Source organism: Francisella opportunistica (genome assembly GCF_003347135.1).
GTDB classification, from domain to species: Bacteria; Pseudomonadota; Gammaproteobacteria; order Francisellales; family Francisellaceae; genus Francisella; species Francisella opportunistica.
In genome coordinates, this window is the sequence record NZ_CP022377.1 from 1,658,958 (window position 1) to 1,675,170 (window position 16,213).

Consider the following 16,213-nt stretch of genomic DNA (forward strand, 5'->3'; position numbering starts at 1 on the left):
TTTAAAAGAATAAAACTAGACTTGAAGAAGAATTCTATTTGGATCTTCGATTAATTCTTTGATCGTCTTCAAGAATCTAACTGAAGTTCCACCATCGATAATTCTATGGTCATAAGATAGCGCTAAATACATAATTGGACGTATCTTAATCTCACCTTTAACTACTACAGGACGCTCAACGATATTATGCATACCTAAAATAGCGCTTTGTGGTGAATTAATAATAGGAGTAGACAACATCGAACCATAAGTACCGCCATTTGTGATAGTAAATGTACCACCTTGCATATCTTCAAGACCTAGCTTACCATCACGACCCTTAATTGCTTTGTCTAAAACATCAGCTTCTAGTTCAGCTAGAGATTTAGTATCTGTATCTCTCAATACAGGTACTACTAATCCCCTATCAGTACCTACAGCAATACCAATATCAAAGTAATTATGATAAATAATCTCATCACCATCAATAGAAGCATTTACATCTGGGAATTTCTTAAGCGCTTCTGTTGCTGCCTTGATAAAGAAAGACATAAAACCAAGCTTAGTATCATGTTCTTTGACAAACATATCCTTATATTTATTTCTAAGCTCCATAACTGCACTCATATCTACTTCATTAAAAGTAGTTAAGATTGCATTAGTATGTTGAACCTCAACCAATCTATTCGCTATAGTTTGGCGTAGACGTGTCATCTTAACTCTTTTTTCATATCTAGCACCTTGATTTACCAGTGCTGTGAATTGTTGAGGTTTGTTTACTGATGTAGCTGCTTTTTTCACATCCTCAGAAGTTATACGTCCTTTTTTACCTGTACCTTCGATATTTACAGCAGAATCTAAGCCACTTGCATTAAAAGCCTTACGTGCTGAAGGTACTAGGTGTGGATCATTATTTGTTTGAGAAGCTTCTACTGCAGCTTCCGGCTTTGCTGCAGCAGGAGCAGCTGCTCCTGTTGTAATCTTAGCAATAACCTCTGCAGATAGTACTGTATCACCAGCTGGCTTTAATATTTTTGTTAAAACCCCATTTGATGTTGCTGGAACCTCTAAAACAACTTTATCAGTCTCAATCTCTGCTAAGATATCACCTTCAGAAACTGCTTCACCCTCTTTCTTATGCCACTCAGAAACTGTACCATCTGCTACAGATTCTGGGAATACAGGAGCTTTAACATCCATCTCTTGATCAGAAGCTGTTGCTTGAGAAGTATTTTCTTGATTAGTAGTTTGTTGCTTAGGTTCAGTTGTAGAAGCCGCTGTATCAATAATCGCTAATGATTCTTCTGAAAGCACTGTATCACCAGCCTGTTTTTTTATTCCTTTTAAAACACCACTAGCTGTTGCAGGCACTTCTAAGACAACTTTATCAGTCTCAATCTCTGCTAAGATATCGCCCTCATTTACAAAGTCACCTTCACTTTTATTCCATTGAGCTAATGTGCCATCTGCTACAGACTCTGGGAACATAGGTACTTTTAATTCAACCATCTTTTACTCCTAGTAATAATTTAATTTTATATTTCTAAAGCTCTGTTAATAATTTCTTCTTGTTGTTTTACATATAAAGCATGGTATCCAACTGCAGGGGTTGAAGATCTCTCTCTTGCGACACATAGCAGCTCTTGGTTTTTACCTATCAACTTCTCAATAAAAGGTCTAATATTATACCAAGCACCTTTGTTTTGAGGCTCTTCTTGTAACCACACTACTTTATTTGCGTTATTATATTTAGCAAATATTTGCGCAAGTTGTTGTTGTGGGAAAGGATACAATTCCTCTAGCCTTACTACAGCTATTTCTTGATGAATATCTTGCTTCTTAGCCATAAGATCATAATAAACCTTACCATTACATAGTATAAGTTTTTTAACCTTATTTTCTTTGGCATTTGCATCATCAATTATTGCCTCAAATTTACCGTGAGCGAGTTCTTGTAATGAAGACACAGCCATAGGATTTCTTAACAAACTCTTAGGCGTCATTACAATCAAAGGCTTTCTAAGCGGTCGAATAACCTGACGTCTTAGTAGATGGTAAATTTGTGCAGGTGTTGTTGGTGTACAAACCTGCATGTTATCATTAGCACAAGAGCTTAAAAACCTTTCTAATCTAGCAGATGAATGTTCTGCTCCAGCACCTTCTTGACCGTGAGGTAAGAATAAAGTTAAACCTGATAGAATACCCCATTTTTCTTCTGCTGCAACAAGGAATTGATCAATTACAACTTGTGCTGTATTAACAAAATCTCCAAATTGAGCTTCCCATACAACTAGAGCATCAGGACTGTAGCAGCTGTATCCATACTCAAAGCCTAATACACCATATTCTGACAGAGTCGAATCTATAACATCAAATCTAGCATTTTCATTAATGTGTTTTAATGGCACATACTCTTTTAGCTGTGACTTAGTATTCATATTTTTGACTACAGCATGACGATGTGAAAAAGTTCCTCGACCGCTATCTTCACCAGAAATTCTTACTTGATGCCCATCTTTAAGTAATGTAGCGTACGCAAGTGATTCAGCAAATCCCCAATTTAGAGGAAGTTCACCATTAGCCATTTTGATTCTATCAGTAACAGCTTTTTTAACTTGCATTTGCATTTCTATCTCAGCTGGGACTTCACTCATCTTTAGAGCTAACTCTCTTAGTGTCTTTTCTGGTATAGGCATATAATTATAATCTGATTCTTGCTTGCCAAGATAAGGAAGCCAATCACAGACATTTAGCTTATCTTTAACTATCTTTCTATCAAGAATATCAATCGTAACCTTACCATTATCTAGCTTGCTACGATAATTAGCATTCATACGTACAAAATAATCGGCATCAACCACACCTTCTTTTATCAACTTGTCGCTATATAATTTCAATGTTGAAGGAAGTTTTTTAATCACTTCATACATCTGGGGCTGTGTTCCTGATGGTTCATCAGTCTCATTATGACCATTTCTACGGTAACATACTAAATCAATAACAACATCTTTGTTGAATTTCATACGATATTCTAAAGCAATATCTGTAACTTTAAGCACAGCTTCTGGATCATCACCATTTACATGAAATATCGGTGCATCAACCATTTTAGCCACATCAGTAGAATAATTACTACTTCTATTTATACCAAAAGCACTACTTGTAGTGAAACCAACCTGGTTGTTTACAACAAGATGAACTGTACCACCTGTACCATATGCTTCTGTAAGCGAGAAACCAAAAGTCTCCATTACTACACCTTGACCACAAAAAGCTGAATCACCATGTATCAATATCGGTAAAACTTTACTGTAAACATCGCCATTTAGTTTGTCTTGAATTGCTTTAGCAGCACCTTCAACAACCGGGTCAACAGCTTCTAAATGTGACGGGTTAAATGCTAATGCAATTTTAGCTTCTTTACCATCGACACTTCTATAGTTAGAATATCCCATATGATACTTAACATCACCAGATAGGCTTTTTTCGCTCTGTTTACCTTCAAATTCTTCAAATAAATCTTTAGGATTTTTACCCATCACATTGACTAATACATTCAGACGACCCCTATGTGCCATACCCAACTGAATAAAACGGGTTGAATGCTTAGAAACAGATTTTTCAACTATATGTTGTAAAGACGGGATTAACGACTCCCCACCTTCTAGACCAAATCTTTTTTGACCTACATATCTTAACGCAAGATACTTCTCTAAACCTTCAGCAGCTACTAGTTGCTGTAAAATCCATTTTTTGTTGTCATCAGAAATAGCAGTAATATTTTCTATTCTATCTTGAAGCCAAATCTTTTCTTCTTTGTTACCGATATATCTATACTCATAGCCGACATTAGACTCATAAATTCCCTTGGCTTTATTGATAACCTGTTGTAAAGGAACTGCTTTATTATCAGTAAAGCTTCCTAAATTAACTAACTCAGTTAAATCTTTTTCAGTTAATCCATGTGCTGATAATTCTAAGTCTGAGTCTCTTTTATACTTTGTCAGTCCAAGTGGATCGATATTAGCTGACTTATAACCATAAGAACGATAAGCTTTAACTAGAGCTTTAGCTTTTAAGTTGATATCACCTTCAGCACCGATAACTGTTGTTGTATTGGCTTTATTTTTAGCCAAATATTTAAACTCATAGACTAAGTCTCGATGAACTGTATCAGTTGAGCTTGCTATAGAATCAAAAAAGGACAGCCACTTAGGATCTATTTCGTAATGGTTGCCCGCTATATAGTCGTCATATATTGACTCAAGATATTCTAGATTACCTCCAAAGAACTGGGTAGTCTCCAGCCATTGACTAAAATCCGGTTGTTTTTTTTTCATATAAATACCTAAACATCAGGTTTTAATTTTTACACACTCTTCTTTAATAATGCTGATCTAATTTTACCTATTGCTTCTGTAGGGTTAAGTCCTTTTGGACATACAGAAACACAGTTCATAATAGTCCTACACCTAAACAGACTAAATGGATCTTTTAGATCTTCAAGTCTTTGCTCTGTAGCAGTATCTCTTGAATCTGCAATAAATCTATAAGCTTGTAGCAAACCAGAAGGACCTATAAATTTGTCTGGATTCCACCAGAACGATGGGCATGATGAGGTACAACAAGCACATAAAATACACTCATACAAACCATCAAGCTTAGCTCTATCCTCTGGTGATTGCAGTCTTTCTTTAATAGCTGGTTCATCATCATTGATAAGATATGGCTTAACTTTCTCATAGTTCCTATAAAACTGTTTCATATCAACGATTAAATCTCTAATCACAGGCAAACCTGGTAGAGGATTAACTTTGATAGGCTGTTTTAACTCACCAACTGAAGTAATACAAGCCAAACGATTCTTACCATTGATATTCATACCATCAGAACCACAAACACCTTCCCGGCAAGACCTTCTTAAAGCTAGTGTAGGGTCCTGCTCTTTAATTAGCTCAAGAGCTGTTAAAACCTTAACACCTTCATTTTCCACCTCAACCGTATACTCATCGTAATAAGGTTTTTTATCAACTTCTGGATTATATCTATAAATTTTAAATCTTACTTCCATTATATTAAATCCTTGTTTGTAATTAGTACTTACGTTCTGCTGGTTGAAAAGCTTTTACTTTAGTAGGAGACATATTCACATCACGCCATGATGTTCTATCTCCATCTAGGAAGTATAGCGTATGCTTCATCCAATTCTTATCATCTCTTTCAGGATAATCAACTCTAGAGTGAGCTCCTCTAGACTCCTTTCGCTCTAAAGCAAGTTTTGCTGTAGCAACTGCTGTTAGCATTAAGTTATCTAGCTCTAGTGCTTCAATTCTCATCATATTAAAGATTCTAGAGTTATCCTCTAATACAGCATTATCAAGTCTCTCTCTAAGTTTAAACAACTTATCAAGACCCTCTTTCATCGTACTTTCTTGCCTAAATACTGAGAAGTATTTTTGCATTATTTGCTGCAGCTCTTTCCTTAATTCAGAAATTTTTTCTTTACAACCTCTCTGCTCTGAAGTATCCCATTTTTTGATTCTAGCAGTAGCTTTCTCAATATTCTCTTGTGAAGTTTTTTTGATCACCAAGCCTTCTTTTAGGCTTCGTTCAGCATGCATACCCGCAGCTCTACCAAACACAACCAAATCCAACAATGAGTTACTGCCCAGTCTATTTGCTCCATGTACAGACACAGAAGCGCATTCACCAACGGCATATAAACCACCAATAATCTTATCCTGGCCATTCTCTTGAGTAATTACTTGGCCAAACTTATTGGTAGGAATCCCACCCATTTGATAGTGGCATGTTGGTACCACTGGAATTGGCTTCTCAACAGGGTCAATGCCTGCAAATGTGCTAGCAAGCTCTCGAACAGTAGGCAATCTCTCATCAATAACATCTTCACCAAGATGAGTCAAATCCAACCATACACAGCTTGAACCTGCAAAAGTATCTCCACGTCCTTCCATAATTTCTTGTTGCGAAGCACGCGATACAACATCACGACAAGCGAGGTCTTTAGCATTTGGCGCATACCTTTCCATGAACCTCTCGCCATCTTTGTTACGCAAAATACCACCCTCACCACGACAACCTTCTGTAACTAGCACCCCAGCACCAGCTATACCAGTTGGATGGAATTGCCAAAACTCCATATCTTGTAGCGGCAGACCAGCTCTTAACGCAAGACCCATACCGTCACCAGTATTGATATACGCATTAGTACTAGATTCATATATGCGTCCTGCACCACCTGTTGCAAGTATTGTAATTTTTGATTTTAAGAAAACAGTCTCTCCGGTTTCAATACACAGAGCTATAACACCAGCAATGCTCCCATCGTTTGCTTTGACTAAATCAACAGCAAACCACTCAGTATAGAAATTAGTCTTATGTGCCAAATTACCTTGATAAAGTGTATGTAAAAGCGCATGGCCAGTTCTATCAGATGCTGCACATGTTCTTTTAGCTTGATTAGCTGGATCATAATTTCTCGACATACCACCAAAAGCACGCTGATATATCTTGCCATTTTCTAGGCGCGAAAAAGGCATGCCCATATGCTCCAACTCGATGATAGATTGAGGTGCATGTTCACACATGTATTCGATAGCATCTTGGTCACCAATGTAATCAGAACCTTTAACAGTGTCATACATATGCCATCTCCAGTCATCTGATGGCAGGTCATCTTCAAATTTGATATTACCAAGTGCTGCAGCAATACCACCCTGAGCAGCAACAGTATGTGACCTTGTTGGAAAAACTTTAGAAACAACAGCAGTTTTAAAACCTGACTGTGATAACTGGAAAGAAGCTCTTAAACCTGCACCACCAGCACCGATAACAATAGCGTCAAATTCTTGCGTAGCTATACTCATAAAAACAACCTCTTAATAGAAAAATAAAACTGCAAATAACCAAAAAAAGCAGAATACATATACCAAAACAAAGCTCAGCATCACAAGCGCAGAAGCCCATGCACATTTAATATAATCACCACATATGATCCAGATACCTACCCAAGCATGAAAAAACATCGCCAAGTAAGCCATCAATGTAGCAACTCTAAAAAACATACCATCAGTAAACAAGCCTCTCCAACTATCATAGTTAAGAGCTCCTATATGCGACAAGTACAAAGCTTCTACGATAAGATAGCCAAAATATACAGCAATAATTACAGCTGTAACTCTTTGTACAAAAAAGTCTTTAATTCCAGAAGAAGTTAATGAAATTACAGCCATAAGTAGCACCCCCATAAAATAGCTGATAAAACACCTAAAACGATAACTAATAACGATGTAAATCTAGCCACTTTCATACTCTCACCAAAGCCCATATCCATAATCATATGTCTGATACCAGCATAAATATGGTAAGTTATCGATGATAAGAAAAGCCAAAAAAACACACTAAACCAACTTTTAGTTAATACAGCAACTGTTTGTTGATAGCCATCAGGTCCTGCAAGAGTATAGTTCATTGCAACTACACAAATTGGTATTGCAATAATTAATACCACTCCTGATATGCGATGCATAATAGAACTAATGGCTGTAATCGGGAAGTTATACGATTTTATTGACATCAAGTCAATGTTAGTAATTTTTTTCATGCTCGACATTCCTCCGAAGCAATTTTTGTAGAGAAGTAAATCGGATTTAAACTAATGTTATACAACAACTCTTAATGATATATTTTTACTCAAATAAATTCAAATACTTAAGTGATTTTTTGATTTTAAATTGCGCTATAGATAAACACAATAGCTCGATCAATTAGTGATAATTATAAAATTAATATATATAAAATATGAGATTTTTTTATTTGCAAAACAGAATTCTTTAGCTTATTATTGCCCAGTAATGATACCTAACAAATGTTTTGCTTTTAAGAAAAGGTATCTTTTTACTGCAACTTTGCATTATATTTTTGATCAACTCTTTACTTGGAGGCCATATTAATGAGTAAATACGCAACTCTTAAGTATGCAGATAAGAATATTGAAATAGAATTACCAGTATATTCTCCTAGCTTAGGTAATGACTGCATAGATGTTTCATCATTAGTAAAACATGGAATTTTTACTTATGACCCTGGATTCATGTCTACAGCTGCATGCGAATCCAAAATCACATATATCGATGGTGGTAAGGGTATACTCTTACATAGAGGCTACCCGATCGAAGAATGGACTCAAAAGTCAAACTATAGGACTCTTTGCTATGCATTGATTTATGGAGAACTACCAAATGATGAGCAAGTAAAAAACTTTAGACAAGAAATTATTGCTAAAATGCCTGTGTGCGAGCATATCAAAGCTGCAGTTTCTGCAATGCCTCAGCATACACATCCTATGTCTAGCCTAATAGCTGGTGTTAATGTCCTAGCTGCAGAACATGTGCACACTGGACAAAAAGAATCTCAAGATGAGATTGCTAAAATTATCGTAGCAAAAATCGCAACGATCGCGGCTATAGCTTATAGACATAATCAGGGTAAGAAGTTCTTAGAACCTAAATTGGAATATGGCTATGCTGAGAATTTCTTGTATATGATGTTTGCTGAAGATGAAAGCTACAAACCAGATGAGCTGCATGTCAAAGCAATGGATACAATATTTATGCTTCACGCTGATCACGAGCAAAATGCTTCAACTTCAACAGTAAGATTATCAGGATCAACTGGTAACTCTCCTTATGCTGCGATTATCGCAGGTATTACAGCACTTTGGGGTCCTGCTCATGGTGGTGCTAATGAAGCGGTACTTAAAATGCTATCTGAAATTGGTAGTACTGAAAATATCGATAAGTACATTGCCAAAGCAAAAGATAAAGATGATCCATTTAGACTAATGGGATTTGGACATAGAGTCTATAAAAACACTGATCCAAGAGCTACAGCTATGAAAAAGAACTGCGAAGAAATTCTTGCTAAGCTTGGTCATAGTGACGATCCCCTTCTAACAGTAGCTAAAAGACTAGAAGAAATTGCTTTACAAGATGAATTCTTTATTGAGAGAAAGCTTTTCCCTAATGTTGATTTCTATTCAGGAATTATCTTAAAAGCTATGGGCATTCCAGAAGATATGTTTACAGCCATATTTGCTTTAGCAAGAACATCAGGATGGATATCTCAGTGGTTAGAAATGGTTAATGATCCAGCACAAAAGATTGGTCGTCCAAGACAATTATATACAGGTGCAACAAGCAGAAATTTCTAATTTCATTTCTCTGCTTTATTCTTTATTTACTTTCTTATCTATTTCAACTAGCATTTTACTTATATAAAAAACTCACTAGATGACTAAAATGACTAGCTCGCCAACGCTTATAGAGAAACTTTCAGCTCCTTTTAAAGAAGCTAAAATGTTTACTATGTTAATACTAGGTTACGCATCAGGGTTTCCCCTTATGCTTACAGCCTCTTCATTATTTTTATGGTATAAAGATAACGGCATAGAAACAAAAGATATTGGTTTTTTAACACTTATCGCAATCCCTTACACATTTAAATATTTGTGGGCTCCTTTCTTAGACAAGATAAAAATACCTAGATTAGGACGTAGGAAAGGCTGGATATTACTAACTCAATTGCTGTTAATCATCCTCATTGCTATAATGAGTCGACTTTCACCAGCAAACTCACCTTTTATAATTGCTCTTATTGGTTTTTTAATATGCTTTGTATCAGCAACACAAGATATTGCTATAAACGCTTATCAAACAGAAATTCTCCTAGAATCTGAAAGAGCACTAGGAAATGCTATAGCAGTCATGGGTTATCGTATTGGTATGCTAGTAACAGGATCACTAGTTTTGATCATAGTAGATAAACTTAATAATAACTGGAATCTTGCTTGGCTAATGATTATCCCGTTTTTTATCATCTGTCCTCTTTATACTTTGATAATTAAAGAAAGTCAGTATCAAGAGGCTCCTAAAAGCTTCAGGGATGCTTTTGTACTACCTTTTGTTGAGTTTTTTAGGCGCCAAGGCTTATATACTGCAATAATTATAATAATTATTCTTATAAGCTATAAACTTGCTGATGCAATAGCATTTTCATTGAACTCAATCTTTTTTATCGACCTTGGTTTTAGTAAAACAACTATTGCAGTTTCATATAAGGCTTTATCTTTATTTGCATCTTTAGTTGGCTTAATCGTTGGAGGCTTGATTGCAAAACAGATCGGCGTTTACAAAAGCTTCTTATACTTCAGTATTATTATGGCATGTGCAAATTTAACTTATGTAGTACTGGCAATAGTTGGCAAAAACTACTATCTAATGTTGGGTTCTGTGAGTGTAGAATATTTTTGTGGTGCAATGGGTACAGCGATATTAGTAGCAATGATCATGAGTCTTGTTAATGTAAAGTTCTCAGCTACTCAATTTGCAATTTTAAGCTCAATAGACTCCTTAGCAAGAGTATTTGTAGGACCTTTAGCTGGATATATTCAAGCACACTACAGATGGGAAGGATTGTTTATCTTCAGTTTTATAGTTGGAATGTTTATATCACTACTAATATTTATCTTTAGAACAAGAATAAAATTAATGGCAAATTTACACTAATTCTTATTTATTATCTTTATCGGAAAATAAAAGAGATAGCATAAATATTACCCAAGGCAAGAAAAGAATTACCAACACTATATTCTTAAGTGTAGTTGATAATTGCAAATCGGGAAATAACATTGCTATAAACACTACAACTACTATTGATAAAACTCCGGTTACGAAAGAGAATAAAGAAGTCTTATTTTTTGGCATCAAGGCAAATCCTAATCGGCAAATTGCTCAGAAACAAACTCCCAGTTTACGATATCCCATAATGCTTCAACATACTTAGGCCTAGCATTACGATAATCGATATAGTAAGCATGCTCCCAAACATCAAATGTTAGTAATGGTTTCTTGTTCTCTGTTAACGGACAACCTGCATTACTTGTCGTTAAAATTTCCAGCTTGCCGTCAGTATTTTTTACTAGCCAAGCCCAACCAGAACCAAATGTTGCGATAGCTGCTTTTGAGAATTGCTCTTTAAAATTTTCTACAGAACCACATGCCTCAATTAGCGCTGCCTTTAACTGACTAGAAGCCTCAGTTTTGTTTGGAGTCAAACAATTCCAGTAAAAGGTATGATTAAAAACTTGAGCGGCATTATTAAATATACCGCCAGAAGAAATTTTTATGATTTCTTCTAGGTTTTTGCCAGCATGCTCTGTTCCTTCAACTAAATTATTTAGATTAGTTACATATGTTTGATGATGTTTACCATAGTGGTACTCTATAGTTTCTTTTGATATTATTGGTTCTAATGCATCGACATTGTAAGGTAGTTTTGGTAATTCAAATTTCATTTGCTTATTCTCCTTGAATCTGTTGAATTAACTTTATAGTATCTTCATACTATACCCCTATGGTATAATATGTTATCATTTTTTAGGTGAAATTTCTAAACATACCTGCTTAATTTAAATAAAAAGGAATCAAAAATGTATACTCAAGAAGAACAAAAAGTCATTGATAGAATTGAAAAACAGCTCAAAGAAAACGATATTATTTTATATATGAAAGGCTCACCCAACCTACCACAATGTGGTTTTTCTGCTCATGCGGCAACAGCAATTAGATCATGCGGAAAACCATTTGCTTTTGTAAACATCCTTGAAAACCCCGATATAAGAGCTGTTTTACCTAAGTATGCTGACTGGCCAACATTTCCTCAGCTTTGGGTAAAAGGTGAGTTAATAGGTGGTTGTGATATAATTATGGAAATGAATGAATCAGGTGAACTAAAAAAACTAATTGATTCTGTTAAGTAAAATAAATAAAGTATAAATATTTTTATTTACTACCTAATTATTGTCCAAGCATCTGTACCATACTTACCGGTTGGTTTATATGCTTCACTAGTACATAAACTAGACTCCGGACCAAGATTACAGCGATATAGTTCTTGACCAACAGCAACTGTAGTACCTGCCTTATAATCCTCTATACCATATGGATAAATATACTCAGCACCTCTTGGTTTAATTTGTTTAACTTCAATTACTAAGTGAGCAACATCATCAGTTATATCACTCCAAGCAAGATAACCACTTTTACCTATAGGTCGGTATGATTTATCATTACATAACTGTTGTTTTTGACATTCAAACTTTCTGTCACCAGCAATAATTATTTGTCCAGTTTTATAATTCCCAATAAAATTCGGGTATTTAACTATTTCACCATCAGCAATTTTACGCTTAAGCTGTTTAGATTTTATCTTAATCTGTTTAGCAGTGTTGATCTCATCCCAAGCAAGATAACCATAAAGACCATTTGGAATATATCCTTTATCATTACAAAATTTAACTTCTAGGTTAGATTTACACTTATATTTTTTACCCTGAAAACTTATGACAGTATCAGCATTATAAGAGCCTATTTTATCAGGATAATTGATAACTCCAGTATCTATACTTTGACGTTGTTCTTGTCCTGGTCGAAAAAATTTAGTTTCTTGTTTTGTTTGATCAGTTATCTGTGACACTATAGGAGGTAAACTAATATCTAAAATTGCAGCTGTTGTACTCCAAGGCTTATGGCTATAGTCATTACCTAAATCACCTTTGTTAATATTAGTTGCATCAAAATCGATACTCCAAACTGCAAAACCTGCAAAAGATGCTTTATTTTCTTTCATTAGAGAGACCGCCTCTTTAATATCTTTTTCTGATAATACATACATCATACCACCATGAGTAGTACCCTTGGTTGCAGGAATCATTAAAACTAATTTATTAGCTGGTATATGCAAAGGTTTATCAATTTCATCATATTTCGGCATATTTGCATCATAGCCAGCTTGTGTTGTCAAAGCCCAAGCAAGTGCTGCCAAAAACTTAGCATAACCATCAGCAGGAGTAATTTTTATATGCTCTGCATTTTTATTCTTATAAAAACTTAAAATTCCATCAGAAGGTTTATCAGCATATGTATTAAGCCAAATATAATTTATTTTATTAATGCCAATATTTTCTAGTAATTCAATGTAATTATGATTAACATAAATATTATCTTTGTCATTTTTGGCCAATGGCGCAACTATATAGTGCCACTCAGGAGAGAAAGTTAACCAAAAACCACGGTTAATTTGCCTTAATGTTGCGATTAATTTATTTATTTTATCAGCAGCTATTTTTGCTGTTTTCTCATTCTTAGGTATATCAGAACTACTTAAGTCAAAGTTTACACCATTAAAACCAAACTCTTGAACGATTTTAATAAGCTCATTTAAATTTATCGTCTCCCAATCAATATGAGAATACTTACCACCAATAGAAATAATTGTATGCTTACCTTTTAAGTTCATGTAGACAATAAAAGCTTTTAGCTCTTCTGGAGAATATATTTTCTTAGAACTGCCATTCTCCTCATTAAAAGATAGTACAAAACCTTTACTATTAGTGTAGGTTAGATATGCAGCTATAATCACATTATACTTACATACATTAGGATTGTGATCACAATACTCTTTATCTTTTGGCATTGATATGCTTATTGGAGTAGTATTTACCTGTTGACCAGAAATATTATAAGAGCTATTTTTACCCCACAGCGGTAAAATCCCAGCAACGACTGGGCCCTGTATTTTATTATCTATTTCAATACAAGCATTCTTATAAATGCACTCACTAAGCCCTTTTGCAAATGCTCCAGCATTATGCGAAGAATCTCCATATAGATCAGCAGCGTAATCTGTATTCAATGACCAACCAGCAACACCAGCAAACCTTGGTTTAAATTTTAGTTTCTCAAGTTGCGGTAACATTAATTTTACTGCTTGCTCAGTTGATAATGATTTTGTCGCATTTCCTTGTGGATGATAAATAGTATTTGTCCCGCCAGAAACAGCATTTGTTGGCTCTGTTATCAAAATTTTTGTCTTAAGTGGAATATGGGTATTCTCAATAATCTTTGGATAACTCTCAGAAATAAAACTCGGTTCATATGCAGGGAAAGCATCATATTCTTGTATAAAAAGATAATCTATATCGCCATCCTCAATGGCCTTGTCATAATCATTACTAACACCTGTTGTAATTAACTTATAATTATTAACCTCGGGCTCAGCAGCAATTATTATTTTTGCATCGGTTTTTTTTATCTCTGCAGAAAGCTTGGCAATAAAATCCGCTGCTGTAAATTTCTTGATACTATATACAATTCCGTCAATATCATTTTTATTTAAAAATTTAACTATATTACTAGCTAAAACTTCTATCTGTGCATCTGTAAAATCATTACCAAAAATTTTTGGATCCGTAGCTCCTTGCTTAACACCAGGATGAAAAGTGTTAGGACTTCCACCAACAGCTAATAATACTTTCATTCCAGCTTTTTTGGCTTCACGGATTTTATCTATTATAGTCTGTGTAGAAGTTATAGAAGTTGTATAAAAACCTATATCATTAGCATAAACCTCCCCATAGGCGACTATCATCACATTATAGCCATCTTTTTTGGCCCTTTGCATATCAACTCTTGTTGTCGAACCAGGAGTACGAATATCGAGGAATCCTGCAATTATTCTGTTCGGTAATAATGTTTCAGAACTGTTTGAATCTGAGCTTAAATTAGCTAGTGGTGCAGCTTCTAGCATTAGAGGTAGCATTAAAGCAAGTATTATAAGCTGTATAAAAAATTTTCTCATTTACCAATAAAGACCAAAATATTATATCTTATAAATTATAAATAATTTTATCTTGATATCATAATAATAGCTCTAAATTTAAAGCATTTTAATTAATTGAGTAAGTATAAATTAGGTTCCATGAACAAAAAAATCATCTAAGCCAAATAAAGGTGCTTGCTAATGCTATAAAGCCGAGGAAAGCAGAACAAGTCTTATCAAACCTAGAGAAAACCCTTCTAAAATGCTTAATTTTAGAGAAAAAGTTCTCTATCAAATGTCTTTCCTTATAAATATGCCAGTCAACATTATGGCCTTTGGTATAGTTTTCTCTAGCAGGAATGACTGGTTTATTTTTATTTTCCTCAAGGAATTTTATATTTTCTTCAGAGAAATATGCCTTATCAGCAAGAATATAAGCATTTGTTATTCCTTCTAAGAGTTGTTGTGAGGGTACAATATCATGGACATTACCAGCAGTTATTATAAATCTAACGGGATTTCCTAAAGCATCTGTAAGAGTATGAATCTTTGTTGTTAAGCCACCCACACTTCTACCCAAAGCATTGATTTCATTACCATTTATCTCATAACCACTAGCACACGCATGTGCTTTAACAGATAGTGAATCTATCATGAACTGTTGTGAATCAATGTCTGAAACATAAGTCATTAGATTATTCCAAACACCTTTGTCAGCCCAGTATTTATAACGCTTATGGATGGCTCTACTATTACCATAATCCTTGTGAAGATATTTCCACTGAGCTCCTGTTTTTAAGATAAAAAACACTGCTTCTATGAATCTTCTAAGCTTAACTACATCTTTTGTATGCAATCCTTTTTGAGCTGTTAGAAAAGTTAAAATAGTTGACCAATTTGTTTCTGATATGTAATATTCCATATATGTTAAGTATGTTTTTTTGTTTCACAAAACTATTTAAATATACTTAACTGCTTTATTCAATTTTTTTGTTCATGGAACCTAATCAATCACTAATAATTTATTTTGATTTTTTTAGATTAATTTGTTTAGATAACTTATTTGTATCAATAAGACAGTGTTGTTACTTATTAAGGTAATATAATTATTCGTCTTTTGAATAATACAGACCTTTTGAAGAATTAAGTGCTTTAAGACGAGCATCTGCCTCTTTTAGTCTTTTGTTAGCTGCTTCTATATCAAGCTTCGAAGCATCAGGGTTTTTAAGAACTTCTTTTGCTCTTGCTCTTGCTTTCTCTGCTTCTGCCTGATTAAGGTTCTCAGCTCTCTCCATATCATCAACCATAATAGTTACGCGAGTTGGAGTGACCTCTACTATACCACCTGATACATATAATACATCAGTATGCTGATCTTTTCTGACATTTACTACACCAGCTGGTAAAGTAGATAATAGTTCAGTATGACCATATGCTATCCCCATTTCACCAGCAGAGCCACGCAGACTCACCATATCAGCTTCACCTTTAAAAACTGAACCTTGAGGACTAACAACATCAACTTTTAGATATTTTTTTGTCATATCAATACCCT

The 16,213-nt window shown here is 34.6% G+C and carries 14 protein-coding genes; 3 read left to right on the forward strand and 11 right to left on the reverse strand.

Going from position 1 to position 16,213, the window contains the following annotated elements:
* Positions 1-15: 15 nt before the first annotated feature.
* Genes odhB through sdhC form a run of 6 tightly spaced genes read right to left on the reverse strand, consistent with a single transcriptional unit; the run spans position 16 to position 7,603 of the window.
* Positions 16-1,488: a 2-oxoglutarate dehydrogenase complex dihydrolipoyllysine-residue succinyltransferase gene (gene odhB / locus CGC45_RS08150; RefSeq protein WP_071629792.1), complete on the reverse strand. Its 1,473-nt coding sequence runs from the start codon at positions 1,486-1,488 to the stop codon at positions 16-18.
* 26 nt (positions 1,489-1,514) lie between these two features.
* Entirely contained in the window at positions 1,515-4,319 is a 2,805-nt protein-coding gene (locus CGC45_RS08155; RefSeq protein ID WP_071629793.1) for a 2-oxoglutarate dehydrogenase E1 component, read from the reverse strand.
* A gap of 29 nt (positions 4,320-4,348) precedes the next feature.
* Positions 4,349-5,050: a succinate dehydrogenase iron-sulfur subunit gene (locus CGC45_RS08160; RefSeq protein WP_071629794.1), complete on the reverse strand. Its 702-nt coding sequence runs from the start codon at positions 5,048-5,050 to the stop codon at positions 4,349-4,351.
* Between the two features lie 22 nt (positions 5,051-5,072).
* The gene (gene sdhA / locus CGC45_RS08165) at positions 5,073-6,866 is read right to left on the reverse strand and encodes a succinate dehydrogenase flavoprotein subunit (RefSeq protein ID WP_071629795.1); all 1,794 of its coding nucleotides are present in this window, start codon (positions 6,864-6,866) and stop codon (positions 5,073-5,075) included.
* 12 nt (positions 6,867-6,878) lie between these two features.
* On the reverse strand, positions 6,879-7,247 hold the full coding sequence (sdhD, locus tag CGC45_RS08170; protein WP_114702124.1) for a succinate dehydrogenase, hydrophobic membrane anchor protein: 369 nt from the start codon (positions 7,245-7,247) through the stop codon (positions 6,879-6,881).
* Positions 7,223-7,603, reverse strand: coding sequence for a succinate dehydrogenase, cytochrome b556 subunit (gene sdhC / locus CGC45_RS08175; protein ID WP_071629796.1), 381 nt, complete (start codon positions 7,601-7,603; stop codon positions 7,223-7,225). The genes sdhD and sdhC overlap by 25 nt, the downstream gene beginning before the upstream one ends.
* Positions 7,604-7,951: 348 nt before the next feature.
* Here sdhC and CGC45_RS08180 point away from each other — a divergent pair, with 348 nt between their 5' ends.
* Positions 7,952-9,211 (forward strand): citrate synthase, encoded by a 1,260-nt coding sequence (locus CGC45_RS08180; protein WP_071629797.1) that lies wholly within the window; start codon positions 7,952-7,954, stop codon positions 9,209-9,211.
* 88 nt (positions 9,212-9,299) lie between these two features.
* Positions 9,300-10,565, forward strand: coding sequence for an AmpG family muropeptide MFS transporter (locus tag CGC45_RS08185; RefSeq protein WP_071629990.1), 1,266 nt, complete (start codon positions 9,300-9,302; stop codon positions 10,563-10,565).
* 3 nt (positions 10,566-10,568) lie between these two features.
* Here the strand turns inward: CGC45_RS08185 and CGC45_RS09040 are convergent, their stop codons facing one another.
* Positions 10,569-10,763, reverse strand: a complete 195-nt coding sequence (locus tag CGC45_RS09040) for a hypothetical protein (protein WP_071629798.1) — start codon at positions 10,761-10,763, stop codon at positions 10,569-10,571.
* A gap of 11 nt (positions 10,764-10,774) precedes the next feature.
* Entirely contained in the window at positions 10,775-11,353 is a 579-nt protein-coding gene (locus CGC45_RS08195; protein ID WP_071629799.1) for a superoxide dismutase, read from the reverse strand.
* Between the two features lie 135 nt (positions 11,354-11,488).
* On the opposite strand from CGC45_RS08195, the gene grxD reads away from it, so the two are divergent.
* A complete protein-coding gene (gene grxD, locus CGC45_RS08200; protein WP_071629800.1) occupies positions 11,489-11,818 on the forward strand; it encodes a Grx4 family monothiol glutaredoxin in 330 nt (109 codons plus the stop codon).
* 29 nt (positions 11,819-11,847) lie between these two features.
* Here grxD and CGC45_RS08205 read toward each other — a convergent pair whose 3' ends face one another.
* From CGC45_RS08205 to CGC45_RS08215, 3 genes are all read right to left on the reverse strand, one after another.
* A complete protein-coding gene (locus tag CGC45_RS08205; RefSeq protein ID WP_071629801.1) occupies positions 11,848-14,697 on the reverse strand; it encodes a glycosyl hydrolase family 18 protein in 2,850 nt (949 codons plus the stop codon).
* Between the two features lie 133 nt (positions 14,698-14,830).
* A complete protein-coding gene (locus CGC45_RS08210; protein WP_071629399.1) occupies positions 14,831-15,580 on the reverse strand; it encodes an IS5 family transposase in 750 nt (249 codons plus the stop codon).
* A gap of 184 nt (positions 15,581-15,764) precedes the next feature.
* A complete protein-coding gene (locus tag CGC45_RS08215; protein WP_071629802.1) occupies positions 15,765-16,202 on the reverse strand; it encodes a F0F1 ATP synthase subunit epsilon in 438 nt (145 codons plus the stop codon).
* Between the last annotated feature and the right edge of the window lie 11 nt (positions 16,203-16,213).